Source organism: Actinomadura kijaniata NBRC 14229, from assembly GCF_001552175.1.
Taxonomy (GTDB): domain Bacteria; phylum Actinomycetota; class Actinomycetes; order Streptosporangiales; family Streptosporangiaceae; genus Spirillospora; species Spirillospora kijaniata.
Genome location: NZ_BCQR01000076.1, coordinates 25321 through 46335, shown reverse-complemented (window position 1 = coordinate 46335; position 21015 = coordinate 25321). Strand labels below are relative to the sequence as shown.

The following is a 21015-nucleotide window of genomic DNA, read 5'->3' as shown; positions in this document are numbered from 1 at the left end:
TGCGGGCCCGAAGCCGGAGGCGAGGGCCCGCGGGTCAGATCGCGAAGCGATGCCGCGCTCGCCAAGACCTGGTGAGGCGCGAGCCCCGGGCGAGCGCCGTAGGCCAGGGCTTTGAAACACAGGCTAGGCGGGTTCCAGGACCTCGACCTCGTCGCCCACGGTCAGGGTGCCGAGCGTGCGCGGGACGGCGTTCTGGCCGAAGCGGATGCCGCGGTCGATCGTGCGGTACCGGGCCAGCGTGCGCAGCGGCTCCCGGCCGCGTTCGCCGCTGTCCTGGTCGGTGGTGGTGATGACGCAGCGGGCGCACGCCTTCACCATCTCGATCACGGTCTCGCCGATCCGCAGCCGCCGCACCCGGTCCTCGCCGAACGCGCCCAGCCCCTCGACCACCAGGTTGGGGCGGAACCGGTTCATCGGCAGCGGGTCGTCCAGCCGTCCGTTGAGGTCGTCCAGCGACTCCCGCGAGATCACCAGCAGGGGGTAGCCGTCGGCGAACTCGACGACCGCGCCGCCGCGCGAGGTCTCCCGCCGCCCGGTGAAGCGGACCAGGCGGCAGTCGGCGTCCAGCAGCGCGCCGAACCACGCCGCCGCCTCGTCGCCCTGGTCGATCCCCCGGCACTCCGCGCGGTGGACGGTCACGTCGAGCACCGGCCCGTCGTCCACGGGCTTGTGGACGAGCGGGCCGGTGTCCAGCGCCGGGTCGGCCACCCCGACGGTCAGCTCCCGCCCGTCGAACGCCGGGCGCAGCAGCGCCATCCGCGCGTACTCCCGCTGCGACAGGAACCGCCCCTCCGGCGTGACCAGCATGAACTCGCGATCCCAGCGCACGCCGGTCGCCCTCAGCTCGGCCGTGCGCAGGGCCGTGCCGCCGCCGCTCTTGAGCGGGTAGACGTTCAGCTCGGTCAGGGTCGCCATCGCGGGGGGTCCTCCGGGGGAAGGGGCGGTCAGCTCAGCCGGGCGAGCCGTTCGAACATGGGGGCGAGGCGCTCGACGAACCGCTCGGGGCGGCACACCTCGTCCAGGCGCTTCTCGTCCAGCGTCAGCTCCGCCTCGGCGGCGTGCTTGCGCAGGGTCTCCCGGAACGGCACGCCGGTCTCCCAGGTCTCCATGGCCGCCTTCTGGACGAGCGGGTACGCCTCATCGTCCCGCGACATCCCGGCCTCGACCAGCTCCAGCAGCACCGTGGAGGTGTAGATGAGGCCGCCGGTGGAGTCGAGGTTCTCGCGCATCCGCCCGGCGTCCACGACCAGGCCGGACATGAGCCGGTCGGTGAGGCTGAGCATGTAGTCCAGCGCGATCGAGGCGTCCGGCAGCGCGATCCGCTCGGTGGAGGAGTGCGAGATGTCGCGCTCGTGCCACAGCGGGATGCCCTCCAGCACCGGCACCGTCTGCGCCCGCACGATCCGCGCCATCCCGGCCAGCCGCTCGGAGATGATCGGGTTCTTCTTGTGCGGCATGGCCGAGGAGCCCTTCTGGCCCTTGCCGAACGGCTCCCACAGCTCGCGCACCTCGGTGCGCTGCCCGTGCCGCACCTCCAGCGCGATGGCCTCCAGCACCGTCGCCATGATGGCCAGCGCCGAGACCCACTCGCTGATGCCATCGCGCAGCACCACCTGCGTGGACACGTCGGCGGGCCGCAGGCCCAGCTCGGCCGCCACCCGCTGCTCGATGGCCGGGTCGATGTTGGAGTAGGTGCCCACGGCGCCCGAGATCGCCATCACGCCGACGGCCTCGCGGGCCCGCCGCAGCCGGTCCCGCGACCGCGCCACGCCGAACGCGAAGTCCGCGACCCGGTGCCCCCACACGTCGGGCTCGCCGTGGATGCCGTGCGTGCGGCCCACCCGCAGGGTGTCCCGGTGCGCCAGGGCGTGGTCGCGCAGCGTCGCGACGAGCCGGTCGGCCTTGTCCAGCAGGATGTCGGTGGCCTCGACGAGCTGGAGCGCCAGCGCGGTGTCCAGCAGGTCCGAGGAGGTCATGCCGAAGTGCACGTACCGGGCCGCCTCGCGCGGCTCGGTGTTGTCGGCCCACGCCGACAGGAACGCGATCACGTCGTGCTGGGTGACCGCCTCGATCTCGTGCACGGCCTCGGGGGTCGGCGGCGGCGCGTTGCGGATCGGCTCCACCACCTCCGCCGGAATCGTGCCCGCGTCGGCGTGGGCCTCGACCACCAGGGTCTCGACCTTGCACCACAGCTCGTACTTGTGCGCGTCACTCCAGACGCGGCCCATCTCCGGAAGGGTGTAGCGCTCAATCACGCCTCGATTCTCCCAGGTGGCCCGCGATGCTCCGCGCACCGGGGGAGACCCCGGCCGCGCGGGCCGGGGCCGTCCGGGGCCCTCAGGCGTCCTGGGACGCCTTCAGCGCGATGTCGGTGCGGTGGTGGGCGCCGCGCAGCTCGATCTTCTCGACGGCGGCGTAGGCGGCGCGGCGGGCCGCGGCGAGGTCCGCGCCGGTGCCGACCACGTTGAGGACGCGGCCGCCGTTGGCGAGCAGCCGGCCCTCCTCGTCCCGCCGCGTCCCGGCGTGCAGCACGTACGCGTTCGGAACGGCCTCGGCCTCCTCGATCCCGGTGATGACGTCGCCCTTCACCGGCGCGGCCGGGTAGTTCTCGGCCGCGACGACCACGGTGACGGCCGCGCCGGTGCGCCAGATCGGGCGGAACGCCGGGTCCAGCCCGCCGATCGCGCACGCGTGCAGCAGCCCGGCCAGCGGCGTGGCCAGGCGGTCCAGCACGACCTGCGTCTCCGGGTCGCCGAACCGGGCGTTGAACTCCACCACCCGGACGCCCTTGGACGTCAGCGCCAGCCCCGCGTACAGCACGCCCACGTACGGCAGCCCGCGCCGCCGCAGCTCGTCCACGGCGGGCTGCACGACGGTCCGCATGACCTCGTCGACCAGGCCCGGCGGGGTCCACGGCAGCGGCGTGTAGGCGCCCATGCCGCCGGTGTTGGGCCCCTCGTCGCCGTCGTAGGCGCGCTTGAAGTCCTGCGCGGGCAGCAGCGACACCGCGTGCTGGCCGTCCGACAGGGCGAACAGCGACACCTCGGGGCCGTCGAGGTACTCCTCGATGACCACGCGCCCGCAGGCGGCGGCGTGCGCGGCGGCGGCGTCCCGGTCCTCGGTGACCACCACGCCCTTCCCGGCGGCCAGCCCGTCGTCCTTGACCACGTAGGGCGGGCCGAACGCGTCCAGCGCGGCGGCGACCTCCTCGGCGGACTCGCAGACCCGCGCGTCGGCGGTCGGCACCCCCGCCGCCTTCATGATCTCCTTGGCGAACGCCTTGGAGCCCTCGATCCGGGCGGCCTGGCGGTCCGGGCCGAAGCAGGCGATCCCGGCGCGCCGCAGGGCGTCGCCGACCCCCGCCATCAGCACCGCCTCGGGGCCGACCACGACCAGGTCGACCGCCAGGCGTTCGGCCAGCTCGACCACGGCGTTCGGGTCGGTCGGGTCGAGCTGGTGGTTGTCGGCGATCGCGGCGGTGCCGGGGTTGCCGGGGGCACAGTGCAGCGCGGAGACGACGTGGTCGCGGCGCAGGGCGCGGACGAGCGCATGCTCGCGGCCACCCGATCCAAGGACGAGTACTCGCACGTGAGGTGAGCTTAGTGGGCCACGCCGCGTCGAGGGTCGGCATATCCTCGGGGAGGGACGGCGTTGTCTCCGATGGGGGTCGCGCGTCCCGGGACGGGGACGCGAAGATCGTGTGAACTCCCGCGTTGCCCGAGGCGTCGTAAATGGTGACTGGTAGGCTGCTTTGTGCTTGTGGCCTTGTCGCCCAGTACGGAAGGAGGTGGTCGGGATGAGTCCTGGCGATACGTGCGCTTCGCCGGAAAACCCTCACAGTCCGGACTGGACTGCCCACCCGTCCGCCTCTATCAGGCGCCCGGCCACATCCCTCACGCGCTCCCTGGGCTGACCACCGCTCAGCCGGGTCGAGCGCGTCCTCGCATGTTCGTGGCCGGGGGTTAGGAGCCCCTCATGGCCATGACCCGTGTTCGCCCGGCCCGCACGATGTCCCTGTTCAAGACCCGGAGCCGGCCTCACGCCGTCCCCGCCCAGCAGGCGCGCCGCGACACCGCGGTGATCGACTGGGCCGCCTACATCGACGGGCACCGCGTCAACACCGACTCGGTCGCCGACGCCGTCCGCCTGGTGCGCGACGGCGGCCTCACCGCGCCCGAGGAGGGCAGCGCCGGATTCGTGTGGGTGGGCCTGCACGAGCCCTCGTCCACCGAGCTGACCGAGCTGGCCGAGGTGTTCGGCCTGCACCCGCTGGCCGTCGAGGACGCCATCCACGCCCACCAGCGGCCCAAGTTGGAACGCTACGACGACGTCCACTTCCTCGTGATGAAGACGGTCGGCTACGTGCAGCGCGACCCGGCGCAGGCCGAGGTCGTCGAGACCGGCGAGATCATGATCTTCTGTGGCGAGGACTTCGTGGTGACCGTGCGGCACGGCGCGCACGGCGAGCTCGGCCCGGCGCGCCGCCAGCTGGAGGCCAACCCCGAGCGCCTCCGCCTCGGCCCCACCGCCGTCGTGCACGCCGTCGCCGACCGCGTGGTCGACGGCTACGTGTGCGTCACCGACGCCGTCCAGGAGGACATCGACGAGGTCGAGGAGGCCGTCTTCGCCCCCGACCGCACCGACGAGGCCCGCCGCATCTACCGCCTCAAGCGCGAGGTGATCCAGCTCAAGCGCGCCGTCGGCCCGCTCGCCGGACCGCTGCGCAACCTCACCGGGCGCCGGTTCGTCCCCGACGACATCAAGGAGTACCTGCGCGACGTCGAGGACCACCTCACCCGCGTCCGCGAGCAGGTCGAGTCCTACGACGAGCTGCTCAACCCGATCCTGCACGCCCACATGACCCAGGTGACGGTCGCCGACAACCAGGACATGCGGAAGATCTCCGCCTGGGGCGCGATCTTCATGGTGCCGACCGCGATCGCCGGAATCTACGGGATGAACTTCGACTTCATGCCCGAGACCCAGTGGCGGTACGGCTACTTCATGGTCCTCGGCGTGATCGCCCTGGCGTGCCTGTCGCTGTACCGGGGGTTCCGCCGCAACGGCTGGCTCTGACCGCCAGCGGCTAGATCGTGTTTCAAAGCCCTCGTCTGCGGCGTCGGGCCCACGGGCCAGGTAACGCGCTCGCGTGCGTGGCCCAGGCCCCCTTTGAAGCAGGCCCTAGGCCGTCGGCGCCGGCACGGGGGTCCGGAACGGTGCCGGCACCGGCAGGCCCCGTGCCGCCAGCACCGCCCGCAGCCGGTCGGGGTAGTCGGTGACGATCGCGTCCACGCCGCGGTCGACGCACCGGTCCATCTCGGCGGGCTCGTTCACCGTCCACACCGCCACCGGCAGCGCCACCGCGCGCGCCGCCGCGACGAACCCGGGCGTGGTCAGATGGCGCTCGGGGGACAGGACGGTCGCGCCGATCTCCAGCGCCGCGTTCGCCGGCTCGGCCGGGGACAGCCCCGCCAGCCAGTCCGTGCCCGGGACGAGCGTCTTGCGCTCGACCAGCGCGACCCGTCCCAGATCGGGGGCGTGGCGGCGCGCGGCGACCAGCACCCGCCAGTCGAACGCCAGCACCCGCCCCCGCCCCGCCAGGCCCCGTTCGGCCAGCACCTCGGCGACCGCGACGGTGAAGCGCTCCACCTCGGCGCCGGACCAGCCCGGGTCGGTCTTGAGCTCGACGGCCAGCCGCACGTCCGGCGCGGCCCCGATCAGCGCGCACGCCTCGTCCAGCGTCGGGGGCCGCGTCCCGGGCAGCGGCAGCTGCGTCAGCACGAACGGGTCCTCGTCGTCCGGCGGGCGCCGCACGCCCATGTCCAGCGTCCGGAACTGCGCCAGCGTCAGCTCCCGGATCGCCCGCCCCACGTAGGGGAACGCCGGGTCGCCGGGCTCGGCCGGGCCGGTGTCGGCGACGTTGACCGGCGACAGCACCTGGTCGTGGTTGAGCACCGGGACGCCGTCGGCGGTGAAGCCCACGTCGAGCTCGACGGCGTCCACGCCCAGCGCCAGCGCGTGCGCGAAACCCGGCAGCGTGTTCTCCGGCCGGAGCCCGCGGGCGCCCCGATGTCCATGGATCTCCACGGACCCCCCGATCAGATTCACGCCCGGCACGCTACAGGCCGTGGCCGAACGACGTGCGGCCGACAGGTGAGGACCCCGGAAACGGAAGGGGGCCTCCCCGCGGGAGGCCCCCTTCCGTCCGTCCGGATCAGACCAGCGGGTGCAGCTGGAGGGTCTGCTCGCGGCCCGGGCCCACGCCGATGGCGGAGATCCGGGCGCCCGACATCTCCTCCAGGGCGCGCACGTAGGCCTGCGCGTTCTTCGGCAGGTCCTCGAACGTCTTGGCGCCCGTGATGTCCTCCTGCCAGCCGTCGAAGTACTCCAGGACCGGCTTGGCGTGGTGGAACCCGGTCTGGGTGGTGGGCATCTCGGCCACGCGCTCACCGTCGACCTCGTAGGCGACGCACACCGGGACCCGTTCCAGGCCGGACAGCACGTCCAGCTTGGTCAGGAAGAAGTCGGTGATGCCGTTGACGCGGGTGGCGTAGCGGGCGATCACAGCGTCGAACCAGCCGCAGCGGCGGTCGCGGCCGGTGGTGACGCCGTACTCGCCGCCCTTGGTGCGCAGGTACTCGCCCCACTCGTCCAGCAGCTCGGTCGGGAACGGGCCCGAGCCGACGCGCGTGGTGTAGGCCTTCAGGATGCCGATCACCTTGGTGATCTTCGTGGGGCCGACGCCGGACCCCGCGCACGCGCCGCCCGCGGTGGGGCTGGAGGAGGTCACGAACGGGTAGGTGCCGTGGTCGATGTCCAGCAGGGTGCCCTGGGCGCCCTCCAGCAGCACGACCTTGTCCTCGTCCAGGGCCTTGTTCAGGATCAGCGTGGTGTCGGCCACGTAGGGCTTCAGCCGCTCGCCGTACTCCAGGTACTCCTGGACGATCGGGCCGGTCTCGATGCGGCGCCGGTTGTAGACCTTGGTGAGGACCTGGTTCTTCTCGCGCAGCGACAGGTCCAGCTTCTGGGTGAGGATGTTCGGGTCGAACAGGTCCTGCACCCGGATGCCCATCCGGTTGATCTTGTCGGCGTAGGCCGGGCCGATGCCGCGGCCCGTGGTGCCGATCCGGGCCTTGCCGAGGTAGCGCTCGGTCACCTTGTCCAGGGTCCGGTGCTGCGGCATGATCAGGTGCGCGTTCGCCGAGATCAGCAGGCGTTCGGCGGAGATGCCGCGCTCCTGGAGACCGTCGATCTCGGCCAGCAGCACCGACGGGTCGATGACCACGCCGTTGCCGATCACCGGGATGACGTCGTCCGACAGGATGCCGGACGGCAGCAGGTGCAGCGCGTAGCTCTTGTCGCCGATGACCACGGTGTGGCCGGCGTTGTTGCCACCCTGGTAGCGGACGACGTAGTCGACGTCGCCACCCAGCAGGTCGGTGGCCTTGCCCTTGCCCTCATCTCCCCATTGGGCACCGACAAGAACGATGGCCGGCATGCCACATTTCCTTCCCACGACGAAGGCCCCTGATCGCAAGTGCGAAGGGGCCTCTTGCGATCAAATCGTACCCGGACCCGGGCGCGGAAGAAACCGCATGTCGCGAGCGGCGGTGTCCGGACCGGGGAGCGCCCGGAGCGGAGCGACCAGGGCGACGGGGGAGGACACCGCCCGAGGGCTCGCGACACGCCGCACGCGGCGCGGCCATGGGCGCGTCATGGCGGCGGTGCCGGAAGCGCCTGGTGGGACGGGCTTGACCGCGTGTCGAAGACCTACTGCGCGAGGGCCTCCGCCGCGGCGGCGCTGCTGTCGCGCAGGAACGCCTTGCAGCGCTCGGCCTCGTCCTCCTCGCCGATCGCGGCGGCGGCGCGGCCCAGGGCGTTCAGGGCGCGCAGGAAGCCGCGGTTGGGCGCGTGCTCCCAGGGGATCGGGCCGTGGCCCTTCCAGCCCGCCCGGCGCAGCTGGTCCAGCCCCCGGTGGTAGCCGGTGCGCGCGTAGGCGTAGGAGTCGATGACGCTGCCCTTGGCGAACGCGCGGTCGGCCAGTTCGGCCCACGCGCCCGGGTAGTCGGGGTGGCGGGCGGCCACCTCGATCGGGTCGACGCCGTTCTCCAGGGCCGTGCGGGCCTCGGTGTTGTCCGGCAGTTCGGTCGGGGGCGGTCCGCCGAGCAGGTTCTGGGTCATGCGGGCCATGGTAAGTCCGCTCGCATGGTGCGTATCAACCCGGGTGCCGCCCTTCCGCATGACCCGAACGGACTGGTCCCGGGGGCGCGACCGGAAGCCGGAAATGGGCGGACCCCTCGGCCTTCAGGGAGCGGACGTCCGGCCACCGCCGGCGGATCGCCCGTATCACCCCCTGGTTGTCGAACACGACCTCGGCGTCGAACTCGGTGATCCCGCGCCGCAGGGCCAGCGCCGACAGGCAGTCCAGCAGCAGCCCCCCGAGCCCGCGCCGCTGCCAGGGGTCGACGACCAGCATGGCGATCTCGGCGCGCCAGGGCCGGCCGCGGTCGCGGAAGTACTCGGCGATCCCGATCAGGTCGTCGTCCAGCAGCGCGGCGAGGGCCTCCCGGTTCCAGTGGTCGAGCCCGTCCAGCGAGCGCACGTAGGGCTCGGGGATGGCGGGGGTGCCGGAGAAGAAGCGGGTGTAGAGGCTGCCCCGGGACAGCCAGGCCGACATGCGGCGCAGCCGGGCGTCGTCGGTCACGTTGTAGGGGCGGATGCGGACGTCGTCGAGCGTCGCGGCCCAGCCGCCGTCCCCGATGCGGGCGCCGTTGCCCTCAGCGAGTTGCGTCATAAAACTTATTGGACCGCAAAGAGTTGCGTGAAACAACCCTCAGGCGCGGATCAGCCGCGCACTCCCGGGCCCGGGACCGGCTCCACCTCGTGGGGCTCCAGCGCCCTGCCGCAGGAGGAGCACACCAGGCCGTCGGCCACATGCCCGTCGCAGCCCTTGTGGGAGACCAGGACGGGCGGCCCGTCCGGCGCGTAGTAGCGGTCGCCCCACAGCATCAGCGACACCAGGGCGGGCCACAGCTCCACGCCCTTGCGGGTCAGGCGGTACTCGTGACGCTCGGGACGCTCCTGGTAGGGGACGCGCCGCAGCAGGCCCTCGTCGCACAGCCGGGTGAGACGGTCGGCCAGCACGTTGCGGGCGATGCCGAGCGTCTCCTGGAAGTCGTCGAAGCGCCGGACGCCCTGGAACGCGCTGCGGATCACCAGCAGGGTCCAGCGGTCCCCGATGACCTCCAGCGCGCGGGCGACCGAGCAGTCCAGGGACTCGTAGGTGCGGGGAAGGGCCACGTTCGGAGCGTACCCGGGTTTCGTCAGACAACGCGGTGGGCGCGGAAAGGGCCCCGCCGCGCGCGACGGGGCCCCTCCGGACCGGCTGACCGATCCCCTTACCTGATCTTCTTGCCCGCCGACAGCAGGTGCTCGCAGGCCTCCGTCACCCGGGCGGCCATGTTGTTCTCGGCGGCCTTGCCGTAGGAGCGCGGGTCGTACTTCTTCTTGTTGCCGACCTCGCCGTCCACCTTCAGCACGCCGTCGTAGTTGGCGAACATGTGCGCCGCGATCGGGCGGGTGAACGCGTACTGGGTGTCGGTGTCGATGTTCATCTTGATGACGCCGTAGGACACCGCCTCGCGGATCTCCTCCAGGGTGGAGCCGGAGCCGCCGTGGAACACCAGGTCGAACGGCTTCTCCTTGCCGTACTTGGCGCCGACCGCCTCCTGGATCTCCTTCAGGACCTCCGGCCGCAGCTTGACCGCGCCCGGCTTGTAGACGCCGTGCACGTTGCCGAACGTCGCGGCCAGGATGTAGCGGCCCTTCTCGCCCACGCCCACGGCCTCGGCGGTCGCCAGGGCGTCACCGGGGGTGGTGTAGAGCTTCTCGTTGATCTCGTTGGCGACGCCGTCCTCCTCGCCGCCGACCACGCCGATCTCCATCTCCATGATGATGTTCGCCTTGGCGCACTCCTCCAGGAGCTCCGCGGCGATCTGGAGGTTCTCCTCCAGCGGGACCGCCGAGCCGTCCCACATGTGCGACTGGAACAGCGGCTCCTCGCCGCGCGCCACCCGCTCCTGGGAGAGCTTGATCAGCGGGCGCATGAAGCCGTCCAGCTTGTCCTTCGGACAGTGGTCGGTGTGCAGCGCGATGTTCACCGGGTACTTCGCCGCGACCACGCGGGCGTACTCGGCGAGGGCGGACGATCCGACGACCATGTCCTTGACGGACTGCCCGGACAGGTACTCGGCGCCGCCGGTGGACACCTGGATGATGCCGTCGCTCTCGGCCTCAGCGAAGCCCTGCAGCGCCGCGTTCAGCGTCTGGCTGGAGGTCACGTTGATGGCGGGGTACGCGAAGCCGTCACGCTTGGCGCGGTCGAGCATCTCCGCGTAGACCTCAGGGGTCGCGATGGGCATGTGGGCATCCTTTCCGAACGCAGTGGTGCCGCCACGTTCCGGCGCCGCGCTCCCGGGCGGGCGCCGGGCGTACCGGCCGTGCAGGTCATGCCGTGTCCACGGTCAGTATCCCGCTTTTCGCCCGCCAGGCCAGCGGGCCCCCGTGGCGGGTCGCGCACCCCGCCGCCGAACGGCTCGCGAACGGCCCCCGGACCCCGCCGAAGAGGGGCTGGACGTCGTACTTCTCCCGGAAAGCTTCGCGCCCGCCGGGTACGCTCACAACGTGGATCTCGCGCTCATACCCATGGACATCACCGAGTGGCTGCACCCCACCGCGTGGCTGCAGCTTTTCGGAACCTTCGCCACGATCGGCGTCATCGCCATCATCTTCGCGGAGACCGGACTGCTGTTCGGCTGCATCCTGCCGGGGGACTCGCTGCTGTTCACGGCGGGGATCCTCACCGCGGTCAGCACGGTCAACGGCCAGGAGTTCCAGCCGTTGTCGCTGCCCGCGCTGCTGGTCGGCGGCCCCCTGGCCGCCGTCGCGGGGGCCCAGCTCGGCCACTGGCTGGGCGCGAAGTACGGCCGCAAGCTGTTCGACCGGCCCGACTCCCGCATCTTCAAGCAGGAGTGGGTGGAGAAGGCCGAGTACTACTTCAACAAGTTCGGCCCGGCCAAGGCCGTGGTGCTGGCGCGCTTCATCCCGATCGTGCGGACGTTCATCAACCCCCTGGCGGGGATGCTCGGCATGGACTCGCGCCGGTTCTTCATGTGGAACGTCATCGGCGGCGTGATCTGGACCGACGTGCTGTTCCTGATGGGCCACTTCCTCGGCGCGAGCGTGCCGGACATCGACAAGTACATCCTGCCGGGCGTCGCCGTGATCCTCATCCTGTCCGTCATCCCGATCATCCGGGAGGTCATGAAGGGGCGGAAGGGCAAGGGTAACGGAGCGAATATTAATGACTCTGAAGAGTCACGTGCGTCGCTCAGCGGTGAGACTTATCGCTAATCTCCCCGTGTGGGACGTCATCGGTCGGACCCTAGGGGTCTCGCGCGCATATTGATCGCGGCTGTCGCCGTGGCACTGGCATTAGCGCTTGTCGTGGTAGGTGGAATGTCGTTGTTCAACGCGCTCACCTCCGAAGACGCCAAGCCGGGCCCGACGCCCACGGAGCCGGGGGGGACCAAGGCCGCCACCTCCACCTCGACCTCCACGGCCACGGCGGCCACCCCCCTGGTGATCCGGAACGTCAGCTCCCGGCCCGTCGTGGTGACCGTCACGGTCTCGGACACCAAGGACGTGCTGCACCGCGGCCCGCTCAATCCCGGTGAGGGCCGTCAGTACGACGAGGCCCCGCTGGACGTGGTCGCGGCCGACGCGGGCGCCGTCCGGGTCGTCGTCTACGGCCAGGTGAAGCAGGGCGGCCAGACGGGCCAGCGGGGCACCTGGTTCGTGCCGAAGAAATGAGAGGGCGTCCGGGCCGTCCGGGCGCGGGCGGCCCGCCGGGTCGACGAACGGCCGCGGGGGAACCCCCGCGGCCGTCGGATGTCCGGACGGGTCGGTCCGGACGGGTCAGTCCAGGCCGAGGTCGGCGACGCTGAACGGGTGCCGGTACTCCAGCCCCTCGGCGGCGATCCGCTCGGCCGCCCCGCGCTCCAGGATGGTCGCCACGGCCACCACCTCGGCGCCGGCCTCCCGCAGCGCCTCCACCGCCGTCAGCACCGAGCCGCCGGTCGTGGAGGTGTCCTCCACCGCCAGGACGCGGCGGCCACTGACGTCCGGGCCCTCGATGCGGCGCTGCAGGCCGTGCTGCTTGTCGGACTTGCGGACCACGAACGCGTCCAGCCTGCGCCCGCGCGCGGCGGCGGCGTGCAGCATCGCGGTCGCCACCGGGTCGGCGCCGAGCGTGAGCCCGCCGACGGCCTCGTAGTCCAGGTCCGCGGTCGCGTCCAGCATCACCCGTCCCACCAGCGGCGCCACCGCGCCGTCCAGCGTCACCCGGCGCAGGTCCACGTACCAGGAGGCCCGCCGCCCTGACGACAGCACGAAGTCGCCGTGCACGACGGCCTTGTCCTTGATCTCTTTCAGCAGGTCATCACGTTCGCTCACACCCGCCAACCCTATGCGTGGCGCCGTGTCGTTCGGGCAGGGGCCCGCGTCGCCGCGCCCGCCCCGTGTACGGTGAGCACCGTCAAGCGGACCCGGCGGGCCTGGGAGGTGGATGTGACGCCCGGAACCGTCGTGCTGCTGCACTCCCCGCACGGCGCCGCCGACGGCTGGGGGGATCTTCCGGAGATGCTCCGCTCCTACGGCCTGGACGTGATCGCGCCGGACGTCCCGGACGCGACCGGCGCCCGGTACGTGGCCCGCGCCTCGCTGGTCATCGCGGCGACCGACCCGTCGGTGCCCCTGGTCCTGGTCGGGCACGGCGCGGCGGGCCCGCTGCTGCCCGCGGTGGCCCTCGCCCAGCGCGCCGCCCACCGCGGGGTCGGGGGCTACGTGTTCGTGGACGCCGACCTGCCCCGGCCGCGCCGCGGCCACGAGCACGATCACGAGGGCGGTCACGGGGAGCCGCCGGCCCCGGTCCCGGCGGACTGGCCGGACGCCCCCTGCGGCTATCTGTGGACCCACGCCGACCGCACCGCCGGGCCGGCCGAACGCGAGCGGTCGGTCCGCGAGGCGCGGCTGCGCGGCTGGACGGTCGTCGAGCACGAGCCCCCCGCCGCGGCGGCCCAGTCCCTCAGCGAGCTGATCGCGACGCTGTGACCGTCCCTGCCGGTGCGGCGCGGGGACGTCAGGCGTTCTTCAGCAGGTCGTCCAGCAGCGCGTCGTAGGAGTCCTCGGGGCGGCCCAGGTCCACGCGGGCGCGGTAGCGCAGCCGGAGCAGCGCCTCCAGGCTGTCCTCCGCCAGCGCCACGTCGTCGGAGTCCGAGGTCAGCGAGACGTCGTCCGCCGGGGACGGCTCGGGCCCGCCGCCGATGCCGGTGCCCACGGCGCGGTCGCGGAGCGCCAGGATCCGGTCCACGCCGCTGGTGGCCCACTCGTGCGCGCCGACCGGGTCGCCCTGGGCGTACAGGACCTCCGCGACGGCGCGGTAGACCTCGGGGTCGTCGGGGGCGTCGGCGCGGATCTGGTCCAGGAGGGCCCGCGCCTCATCGGCGCGGCCCAGCTCGAACAGCGCGTCGGCGAGGTAGGCGCGCGGGTCGCCGTAGGTCTCGCCGCCGTCCTCCATGGCGCGGCGGTAGAACCGGGCCGCCTGGTCGTGGTCGCCCGCGTGCTGCCACTGCTCGCCCGCGCGCAGCAGGACGTTGGCGCGGGAGACCCCGCCGGACACCTCGTCGGCGAGTTGGGCGAACCGCCGGGCCGCCGCGATGTGATCGCCCGTGCGCAGGGTGTCGAACTCCAGGTCGTCGAGATCGTCTTCCGTCACATGCGTCACGGTTCCACGCTACCCGCCGCCCGTCGGTCGAACCGGGTAATCGCGGATGATCGTTCATCTTTTGCCGGGATACGCCCCGCTACCTGCGGGAGCGTTCGAGGGCGTCCCAGAAGCCGCGGCGCAGGGCGTGCCGGACCTCGTCGTGCAGCAGGAAGTCGATGGGCAGCGAGGAGCCCTGCAACAGCCGGGCCTCCAGGTCGGAGGGCATGCGCGGCTTGCGCGCCAGGACCGCCTCCAGCCACAGCGCGGGGGCGTCGCGGGCGACCGACTCGCCGAAGTCCTGGCCCTCCTGGTGGGCGGCCTTGACCGCGTCCGACAGGGTCGGGGTGTTCTGCTGCACCGGGGCCGGGGAGATCTGCTGCGGCCCGGTGTAGGGGCCGTGCGGCGTCGCCGGGACCGGGCTCGACGACGTGGACGGGCCCACCGGGCTCGCCGACGGGGGCGGGGAGTACTGCGGGCCGGAGGGCGGCGGGGCCTGCGTCGCGGCGGAGGACGGGGCGGACGTCGCGTTGGACACCGGCGACGAGGACGACGAGGTGGCGTTCGGGCCGCCCACGGTGGTGCCGAGGCCGGTGTCGATGCCGGCGGCGAACGAGGATCCCAGCGAGCCCGAGCCCAGCGACCCAAGGCCGGGCGGCGGGGACTGGCTGGGCACCAGGCCCGAGCCGGTCGGGCTGCCCACCGGGGGCTGGCCGGTGAGGGGGGTGGCCGGGGGCGGGCCGTTGTGCGGGGCGGACCGCAGCGTGCCGATCGAGCTGCCGGAACCGCCGTGGCCGTTGGACAGCGGGCTGGTGGACGACGAGGACGACGAGGAGGCGCTCTCGACCCCGGCCAGCAGGTTCACGTAGGGGCGCAGATGGCCCGAGCCGATCTCGATGAGGTCGTCGCACTCCTGGCGCAGCACCCGGGAGATCGTCCAGTTGCCGTCCACGGCGACGTGCACGACGGTGACGCGGACGCCGAGGTCCTGCGCGTCGGCGACCACCTGGGCGAGATCCTCGTCGCCGCTGACCAGGACCGCGTCGGCGAGCGCGCCGTTGCGGGCCAGCGTCATCAGGTCGCGGTGGATCTCGGTGTCGACGCCCTCGCGGCGGCCGGGGCGGATGCGCCCCAGGCGCAGCTTCAGTCCGGGAAGGTCGGCCAGGGCCTCGTGCTCGGGCGCCCGGCGTCCCTCGACCGTCGCCTCGTACCAGTAGCAGCGCAGCAGCGGCATGCCGGTGCGCTCGCGGGCGAGGTTGCTCAGCAGTTGCAGCAGACCGCCGAAATCCCAGGAGACCGTCTCGCGATGGCGGGTGCCGTGCACCGCCATGGCGCCGTCCGCCAGCAGATAGCCGGCGTCTACGAACAGCGCGCAGCGATCCATGCGACACCGCCTTTCCTCAACGCGGATCTTCCCCGGTGTCCGCTCCACGGCCGGGCCGGGGAGCGGGACGCGGACCGGCGGAGGACCCGGGTCTCTATAGCGTAGTGAAGCCCGTCTGCCCCGTAGGCCAATACGGCGATTCGCCACTCTTTCATGCGGGCCGCCCGTGCGCGACCGTCGCCGAGCGCCGACTTCCGGCCGGACCCCGCGGTCCGCCCCGGAAGGGCGGGCGGCGCCGGCGCGCCGGACGACGACAGCGCGGACGCTACCAGGCGTTCCGGACTGCCCCTAATGCTTCGTCATGATCTTTACGACTGGGGGTGCGGCCGGGGTTCCCGGTGGTCTTTCCCGGACCTCCGCTTTCAACTCCGCATCGGCGCGGTGACGGTGACGACCCCCGCCAGGAGCGCGTCCTGCCGGGTGGTCAGCGTGAGCGTGGCGCGTCCGTCCAGCACCGCGGTGAAGTAATCCACATCTATCCCGAACGTAAGTCCGGGCCCGACGGCGCCGTCGGACGAGCCGTCCAGGACGTTGCCCGCGTCGCGGTCCCCGGCGGCGGGCGTGAGGGGCTGCCCGTCCAGCAGCAGCCGGTCGCCGGGCAGGTCGGCGTCGCCCTCCCAGGCGACCAGGCCGATCCGGGCCGGGCGGGCGGCGGCGAGCAGGCCGTTCACCGGGACGTCGAACCGCCGGTGGTAGTCGCGGTGCGGGCCCAGCGCGCGCACCGCGTCGAGCACCATCGCCTGCTGGTAGGGGGCCTCCGGGTCGGCGACCACCGCGACCAGACTCCAGCCGGCGTGGGTGGCCGAGCCGTCGCGGGTGGGGACGTCGGCGGCCCACCACGTTCCGCCGCCGTGCTCGCGGACCTGCGCGGTGACGTCGGCGAACGCCTGGTAGGCGGGGTAGCCGGGCAGCCGGCCGCGCTGCGTCTCGGCGGGCCGGACCGTCCGGTACCCGCCGCCGGGCCCGCGCAGCTTCGCGGTCACCGGGTCGTCACCCCGCTCGGACGGGACCGCGCCCGACCAGTACAGGCCCGCCCACAGCACCTTCGCGCCGGGCGGCAGGTCGAGGCGCGCGGCGCTGGAGGAGGCGGTCTTCGGGTCGTCGTCGCGGTCGGCCGGGACCATGTCCCAGAAGTCGTTGTCGCGGCGGTGCCCCCGGCGGTCCAGCGCCGCGCGGCAGCCGGACCGCTCCGGGTCGCAGGTGAGCAGCGCGTTGCCGGTCTGCACGGTCCGGACGTTGCCGTCCACGGCGAACCGGGCGGGCATCCCGTCGGGCGCGACGCCCCGGTCGGCCCGCGCGGTGACCCGGTGCCCGCCGGAGCGCAGCGTGACCCGCGGCGGCGTGGCGTAGGGCGCGGCGTCGCCGACGTGGACGTCCAGATACGCGGAGGTGGTGTCACCCGGCTTGATCGGGGCGCGCGTGCAACGGACACGCGTATACCGCGAAACCAAGTGCTCCCCACCGCCAGCCACCTCCGCCCCCGACACGTCGGAGCCCGGCATGTGGGCGCCGGGTATGTGGGCGCCGGGCGTACGAGCGCCGACCGCGCGGCTGCCTGACGCGCGGGCAGCGGGTGTGCGGGCTTTGGCGGCGCGGGTGCTGGTGGCGTTGGCCCTGGGCGTGCGAGCGCCGGACGGGCGGGTACCCGTCGCTCGGCCGTTGGGCGTGTGGAGGGCGGTGTTGGGGATGGTCGGGGGCTTGTGGGGGCGGCAGTTCCAGCCGTCGCCGGGTGGGCGCAGCGGTGTGAACGTCGCCGAGTTCCGGCCCGAGGCCGCGCCCCGGTAGGTGACGTCGGGTGGCAGGTCCACGTCGGCCACCACGTTCTCGGAACGGCCCGTGCCGTCGTTGCGGACCGCCATCGCCACGATCCCGGTCTGCTGGCGCAGCAGCGTCCCGATCGCGCCGATGCTCGCGGTGAGCCGGGCGGGCCGCTCCGGGGGAGGTGGCGGGGCGGGGCGGGGCGCGTTCGGCCGGGGTGAGGGCTTCGGGGGCTTCTGCTCCGGTGGCTTCGGTTCCGGGGGCCGTGGTCGCGGTGGCCGGGGTTCGGGAGGCTGCGGCTTGGGGGCGGGCGGGGCGGCCGCCGGGGGCCGGGCGGCGGGCGTGATCGGCTTCTTGTCGCCGGTCGGGACCATCGCCAGCGCCATCCCGACCATGATCGCCAAACCCGCCGCGCCGGCGCCGAGCGCCTGCTGCTGCCGTTTGGGCAGGTGCCGGAACCAGCCGAAGATCCCGCCGCCGGCGACGCCCGCCTGGGCCGCCGCCAGGTAGGCGACGCCGGCCGTGCCGAGCACGACCGGGCCCAGGGCCTCGCGCAGGGTGGTGTTGACGTCGACGAGTTCGGCGTGGATCGCCTGGCAGCGGGCGCAGTCGCCCAGATGTTCCTCGATCTTGCGGGCGTCCCGCCTGGCCAGGCCGTCGCGCACGTACGCGCCGAGCTTGTCGAGAACGGGACGGCACCGCGCGTCGACGGTCACGGCGGCCCCGGCGGCGACGCCGGGGGCGGCGTGCTCGGCGGTCCGCTCCCGCGCCAGGTGCATCTGGAGGTACGCCTGCCGCAGGCCCTCCCGGGCGCGGTAGGCGAGGGCGGCGGCCCCGTTGGGGGTGAGGCCGAGCAGCGGCGCGACGTCGGCGGGCCTGGCGCCCTCCACGACGGTGTGCCACAGCACGGTCTGCCAGCGTTCCGGCAGCGACCGGTACGCCTGCACGATCATCGTGCGTTCCAGCCCCTCCAGCGCCGGGTCGTCGAACGGCAGCCCCGGGTCGAACAGCTCCATCCGGTCGGTGGTGTGCAGCCGCCGGTCGTTGCGGTACATGTCGTAGACGCTGTTGCGGACCGCCGTCAGCAGGTACGGCCGGAACCCCGACCGCGGGCCGCCGCCGCGCCGGATCGCGTCCAGGATCCTCTCGAACGCGTTCTGCACCGCGTCGTCGGCGGCGTCGCCCCCGATCAGGTGCCCGGCCAGCCCGCGCGCCGCGGCCCGGTGCCGTGCGAACAGCAGCCCCAGCGCCTCGGAGTCCCCGGCCCGGATCCGGGCGATGAGCACGGCGTCGCTGGGTTCCGGCGCCGTTCCCGTGGGGGCGGTCCCCGACGCGGCCTTGCCCACGCACGCCCTCCTCGACCCGATCCTTGATCGCTCTTGGTGATGACTTGAACACCGAGTGTCGCGGGAAATGATTCCGCAAACCGCGTCATGGCTAAACCGCTTCGCCGTCATAGGTGTGACGGCACGGGCCGGAAAGAGGGTCCGCCCAGCTCAGAAGGGTCGAGGGGACAGGAGTGACTATGCGGGATGAGCCGGACGAACTGCGGGAACGGTGGCGGGAACGCAGCCTGGCGGCCGGCTGGGCGGTGCCCGGGGACTGGTGGACCCCGGCCGTGGAGTCGGTGACGGCGGCGGTGTGCCTGGGGAAGGGCATGGCGGTGGCGTGCGTGCGGCTGGGGAGGGCGCGCGGACGCGCCGGGATCGGGCTCGGCGAGACCCTGGACGACCTCGGCGCGCTGTTCGCCGAGCTGCACTGGCCGGACCCGCCGCTGTCGCTGGTGCGGTGCGCCGCCGAGGGCTGGGTGGACTCGGGGCTGATGGAGCTGGCCGCGCAGACCTGCGAGGACCCGCTGACCGGGCTGACGACGATGCCCTACCTGCGGTCCCGGCTGGCCGAGGTGTACCGCGCGGCGGGGGCGCTCGGCGGCGCGCCCGGCACGGCGGTCGGCGACACCCACCGCCTGGTCGTGGTGGACCTGCCCGCCCAGGCCGAGCCGTGGCGGCGGCTGGCCCGCGCGATCGTCGTCGCGCACGACCTGCGCGCGGTGTTCCGGGGCGGCGAGACGCTGACGCTGGTGGGCATGGGCCGGGCCGCGGCGCTGGTGCGGTCCGGCCCGGACCTGGCCGCCCATCTCGACGCGCTGCACCGGTCGCTGGAGCGCACGCTCGGCGCGGCCCCGGTCGCCGTCGGCGGGCGGGAACGTTCCTACCAGCACGAACGCGACGGTTTCCTGATCTGGGCGGAGGAGCTTCCCGCGTCGCTGGCCGAGGCGCAGGAACTGCTGGGCCGCATGGCCCGCTAGGGACGCCACCGGCGTCGCGCGCTCCCGGCGAGGGGGCGGGGGCCGGCGCCGGTGGCCCGGCCGGGGCGCGTCCGTTCCGGCGAGGGGGCGGAACGGACGCACCCGGCGGCCCGGTTCAGGTCAGGTCGACGGCCCCCATGCCGGTCAGCGTCGTCTCGGACGAGGGGGTCTCCCAGCGGATCCGGCAGGAACGGCCGCGCAGGTCCACGGTCGCGATGGCGTTGTCGAACCAGGGGCCGTCGGTGATCCGCCACCGCAGCGGCGGCTTGGGCACCTTCGCCCACCGCGCCAGCAGCCGGGGGAGGGCCGCCGTCGGCCGGGCGACGGCGAGGCGGTTGGCCCAGCGGAACGCGGCGGGCAGCGGGTTGCGCAGCGGCGAGCACACGACCTGCGTGATGACCGAGTCGGTGCCGGGGTCGGTGACGCGCGCCAGGTAGGAGTAGTGGACGTCGCCGGACAGGAACGAGATGCTGGCCGGGGCCCGGCCGCGCTCGCCCCGCCCGACCTCGATCACGTCCCGGGCGACCTCGCGGAACGACCGGTCGAACGCGCCCCAGTGCTCCAGGTCCGCGCCCTGCCGCAGTTTCTCCCCGAACCGCGCCATCCGGGGGCCCCACGCGCCGCCCGCGACGGCCTCGTTCCAGTTCTCGCCGTGGTGGATCGCCGGGGCCAGCAGGTACGGCAGCGAGCTGGCGATCAGCAGGTGGTCCACGTCGCCGCGCAGCTGCCGGTCCAGCCAGTCGAACTCGGCGTCGTCGAGCATCCCGCGCCGGTCCGGCGTCAGCAGCCGGGAGCAGCGGCTGTCCACGACGACCAGGCGGACGTCGCCCCACTCGTGGGCGTAGCTCCAGCGCGCGGTGTCCGGCTGCTTGTCGGCGCGCTCGGCGAACTCGTCGAGGATCTTCCCGCCGTCGCCGCCGTCGGCGGACGCCTCGCGGACGGCCCGGTACATCGGGTCGGCGGCGCGCTCCTGCGGCGACAGGTTCCCCAGGTGCTGGTACACCCAGTAGGAGGCGATGCCGCCGACGATACGGTTGCGCCACCAGGGCTCGCGCCACATCTGGACCCGCCACTCGTAGGAGGTGTTCCAGTCGTCGCGGATGTCGTGGTCATCGAAGATCACGAACGTGGGCAGGGTCGCCAGCAGCCAGCGCACCGCCGGATCCTCGTTCCACGCCAGCTTGTACAGGTGGGTGTAGTCCTCGAAGTCGGCGAGCTCGTCGAGGGGCTCCTCGGTGCGGCGCGCCCGGATGAACGTGCGCATCTCCTCGCTGAGCTCGTCGGCGTACACCTGGTCGCCGACCATCAGCAGCGCGTCGGGCCACCCCTCGCCACCGTCGGCGAGCTGGTGCGCCAGCGCCGCCAGCGCGTCCTCCCCGAACGCCCGCGCCGTGTCGGGCGCCCGCCGGCACGACCCGAAGGAGATCTGGAGCCCGTCCGACAGGTCCAGCGTCCGGATCTGCGCCGGCGGGAACCGGGTGACGCCCTCCGGCCACACGCGGGTGTCGTCGAGATCGACCGCGTAGGGGACGCGCGCCCCGGCCTCCAGGCCGTCGATCTCGACCAGCGCGTAGTGGTGGCCGTGGACGGTGAACGTCCGCGCGGCCGCGTCGAGCCCGTGCTCCTCGTTGTGCACCCGCACCCTGCAAGGGTGGGAGGTCTCCACCCAGATGGTCGCGGTGTGCTCGCCGACGTGGCGGAGCAGCGGGCCCAACACCAAAGCTGTCATACCTCGATTCTCTA

At 73.2% G+C, this 21015-nt stretch carries 19 protein-coding genes; 5 read left to right on the top strand and 14 right to left on the bottom strand.

Annotated features, from left to right (window positions below):
- Positions 1-123: 123 nt before the first annotated feature.
- From AKI01S_RS23770 to purD, 3 genes are all read right to left on the bottom strand, one after another.
- Complete coding sequence (locus AKI01S_RS23770; protein ID WP_067822111.1) at positions 124-915, bottom strand: MOSC domain-containing protein; 792 nt, start codon at positions 913-915, stop codon at positions 124-126.
- A gap of 29 nt (positions 916-944) precedes the next feature.
- Positions 945-2255 (bottom strand): adenylosuccinate lyase, encoded by a 1311-nt coding sequence (gene purB, locus AKI01S_RS23765; protein ID WP_067822108.1) that lies wholly within the window; start codon positions 2253-2255, stop codon positions 945-947.
- 82 nt (positions 2256-2337) lie between these two features.
- A complete protein-coding gene (purD, locus tag AKI01S_RS23760) occupies positions 2338-3588 on the bottom strand; it encodes a phosphoribosylamine--glycine ligase (protein ID WP_067822105.1) in 1251 nt (416 codons plus the stop codon).
- Positions 3589-3981: 393 nt separating this feature from the next.
- Here purD and corA point away from each other — a divergent pair, with 393 nt between their 5' ends.
- On the top strand, positions 3982-5076 hold the full coding sequence (corA, locus tag AKI01S_RS23755) for a magnesium/cobalt transporter CorA (RefSeq protein WP_245681746.1): 1095 nt from the start codon (positions 3982-3984) through the stop codon (positions 5074-5076).
- Positions 5077-5181: 105 nt separating this feature from the next.
- Here corA and AKI01S_RS23750 read toward each other — a convergent pair whose 3' ends face one another.
- The 6 genes from AKI01S_RS23750 to fbaA all read right to left on the bottom strand — a co-directional run bounded on the left by AKI01S_RS23750 (position 5182) and on the right by fbaA (position 10421).
- On the bottom strand, positions 5182-6108 hold the full coding sequence (locus tag AKI01S_RS23750) for a glycerophosphodiester phosphodiesterase family protein (RefSeq protein WP_067822099.1): 927 nt from the start codon (positions 6106-6108) through the stop codon (positions 5182-5184).
- A 106-nt stretch (positions 6109-6214) separates the two neighbouring features.
- Entirely contained in the window at positions 6215-7498 is a 1284-nt protein-coding gene (locus AKI01S_RS23745) for an adenylosuccinate synthase (RefSeq protein ID WP_067822092.1), read from the bottom strand.
- A gap of 272 nt (positions 7499-7770) precedes the next feature.
- On the bottom strand, positions 7771-8190 hold the full coding sequence (locus AKI01S_RS23740; RefSeq protein ID WP_067822090.1) for a DUF3151 domain-containing protein: 420 nt from the start codon (positions 8188-8190) through the stop codon (positions 7771-7773).
- Positions 8191-8215: 25 nt separating this feature from the next.
- The gene (locus AKI01S_RS23735) at positions 8216-8794 is read right to left on the bottom strand and encodes a GNAT family N-acetyltransferase (RefSeq protein ID WP_067822088.1); all 579 of its coding nucleotides are present in this window, start codon (positions 8792-8794) and stop codon (positions 8216-8218) included.
- Positions 8795-8844: 50 nt separating this feature from the next.
- Positions 8845-9300: a winged helix-turn-helix transcriptional regulator gene (locus AKI01S_RS23730; RefSeq protein ID WP_067822084.1), complete on the bottom strand. Its 456-nt coding sequence runs from the start codon at positions 9298-9300 to the stop codon at positions 8845-8847.
- Between the two features lie 98 nt (positions 9301-9398).
- A complete protein-coding gene (gene fbaA, locus AKI01S_RS23725) occupies positions 9399-10421 on the bottom strand; it encodes a class II fructose-bisphosphate aldolase (protein ID WP_067822081.1) in 1023 nt (340 codons plus the stop codon).
- Positions 10422-10683: 262 nt separating this feature from the next.
- On the opposite strand from fbaA, the gene AKI01S_RS23720 reads away from it, so the two are divergent.
- On the top strand, positions 10684-11412 hold the full coding sequence (locus tag AKI01S_RS23720) for a DedA family protein (RefSeq protein WP_245681745.1): 729 nt from the start codon (positions 10684-10686) through the stop codon (positions 11410-11412).
- Positions 11413-11517: 105 nt separating this feature from the next.
- Positions 11518-11871, top strand: coding sequence for a hypothetical protein (locus AKI01S_RS23715; RefSeq protein ID WP_245681744.1), 354 nt, complete (start codon positions 11518-11520; stop codon positions 11869-11871).
- Positions 11872-11976: 105 nt separating this feature from the next.
- On the opposite strand, the gene pyrE is transcribed toward AKI01S_RS23715, so the two are convergent.
- Positions 11977-12513: an orotate phosphoribosyltransferase gene (gene pyrE / locus AKI01S_RS23710; RefSeq protein ID WP_067822073.1), complete on the bottom strand. Its 537-nt coding sequence runs from the start codon at positions 12511-12513 to the stop codon at positions 11977-11979.
- A gap of 114 nt (positions 12514-12627) precedes the next feature.
- Here pyrE and AKI01S_RS23705 point away from each other — a divergent pair, with 114 nt between their 5' ends.
- Positions 12628-13170: a hypothetical protein gene (locus AKI01S_RS23705; RefSeq protein ID WP_157420076.1), complete on the top strand. Its 543-nt coding sequence runs from the start codon at positions 12628-12630 to the stop codon at positions 13168-13170.
- 28 nt (positions 13171-13198) lie between these two features.
- Here the strand turns inward: AKI01S_RS23705 and AKI01S_RS23700 are convergent, their stop codons facing one another.
- From AKI01S_RS23700 to AKI01S_RS54330, 3 genes are all read right to left on the bottom strand, one after another.
- Positions 13199-13843 (bottom strand): tetratricopeptide repeat protein, encoded by a 645-nt coding sequence (locus AKI01S_RS23700; RefSeq protein WP_067822071.1) that lies wholly within the window; start codon positions 13841-13843, stop codon positions 13199-13201.
- Between the two features lie 79 nt (positions 13844-13922).
- Positions 13923-15206 carry an NYN domain-containing protein gene (locus tag AKI01S_RS23695; protein ID WP_067822069.1) on the bottom strand — a complete coding sequence of 428 codons (1284 nt, stop codon included), beginning with the start codon at positions 15204-15206 and terminating at the stop codon, positions 13923-13925.
- Between the two features lie 362 nt (positions 15207-15568).
- Positions 15569-18310: a sigma-70 family RNA polymerase sigma factor gene (locus AKI01S_RS54330; protein ID WP_067822067.1), complete on the bottom strand. Its 2742-nt coding sequence runs from the start codon at positions 18308-18310 to the stop codon at positions 15569-15571.
- A 179-nt stretch (positions 18311-18489) separates the two neighbouring features.
- On the opposite strand from AKI01S_RS54330, the gene AKI01S_RS23685 reads away from it, so the two are divergent.
- Positions 18490-19272: a hypothetical protein gene (locus AKI01S_RS23685; protein ID WP_067822065.1), complete on the top strand. Its 783-nt coding sequence runs from the start codon at positions 18490-18492 to the stop codon at positions 19270-19272.
- 115 nt (positions 19273-19387) lie between these two features.
- Here AKI01S_RS23685 and AKI01S_RS23680 read toward each other — a convergent pair whose 3' ends face one another.
- Positions 19388-21001 (bottom strand): alkaline phosphatase D family protein, encoded by a 1614-nt coding sequence (locus AKI01S_RS23680; protein ID WP_067822063.1) that lies wholly within the window; start codon positions 20999-21001, stop codon positions 19388-19390.
- Positions 21002-21015 lie beyond the last annotated feature (14 nt).

What these genes read in the sequence shown, in the direction of transcription:
- AKI01S_RS23770 (WP_067822111.1), bottom strand. Translation starts at nt 915, where the DNA reads ATGGCGACCCTGACCGAGCTGAACGTCTACCCGCTCAAGAGCGGCGGC.
- AKI01S_RS23735 (WP_067822088.1), bottom strand. Translation starts at nt 8,794, where the DNA reads ATGACGCAACTCGCTGAGGGCAACGGCGCCCGCATCGGGGACGGCGGC.
- AKI01S_RS23745 (WP_067822092.1), bottom strand. Translation starts at nt 7,498, where the DNA reads ATGCCGGCCATCGTTCTTGTCGGTGCCCAATGGGGAGATGAGGGCAAG.
- fbaA (WP_067822081.1), bottom strand. Translation starts at nt 10,421, where the DNA reads ATGCCCATCGCGACCCCTGAGGTCTACGCGGAGATGCTCGACCGCGCC.
- AKI01S_RS23680 (WP_067822063.1), bottom strand. Translation starts at nt 21,001, where the DNA reads ATGACAGCTTTGGTGTTGGGCCCGCTGCTCCGCCACGTCGGCGAGCAC.
- corA (WP_245681746.1), top strand. Translation starts at nt 3,982, where the DNA reads ATGACCCGTGTTCGCCCGGCCCGCACGATGTCCCTGTTCAAGACCCGG.
- AKI01S_RS23715 (WP_245681744.1), top strand. Translation starts at nt 11,518, where the DNA reads ATGTCGTTGTTCAACGCGCTCACCTCCGAAGACGCCAAGCCGGGCCCG.
- AKI01S_RS23685 (WP_067822065.1), top strand. Translation starts at nt 18,490, where the DNA reads ATGCGGGATGAGCCGGACGAACTGCGGGAACGGTGGCGGGAACGCAGC.
- AKI01S_RS23695 (WP_067822069.1), bottom strand. Translation starts at nt 15,206, where the DNA reads ATGGATCGCTGCGCGCTGTTCGTAGACGCCGGCTATCTGCTGGCGGAC.
- AKI01S_RS23740 (WP_067822090.1), bottom strand. Translation starts at nt 8,190, where the DNA reads ATGGCCCGCATGACCCAGAACCTGCTCGGCGGACCGCCCCCGACCGAA.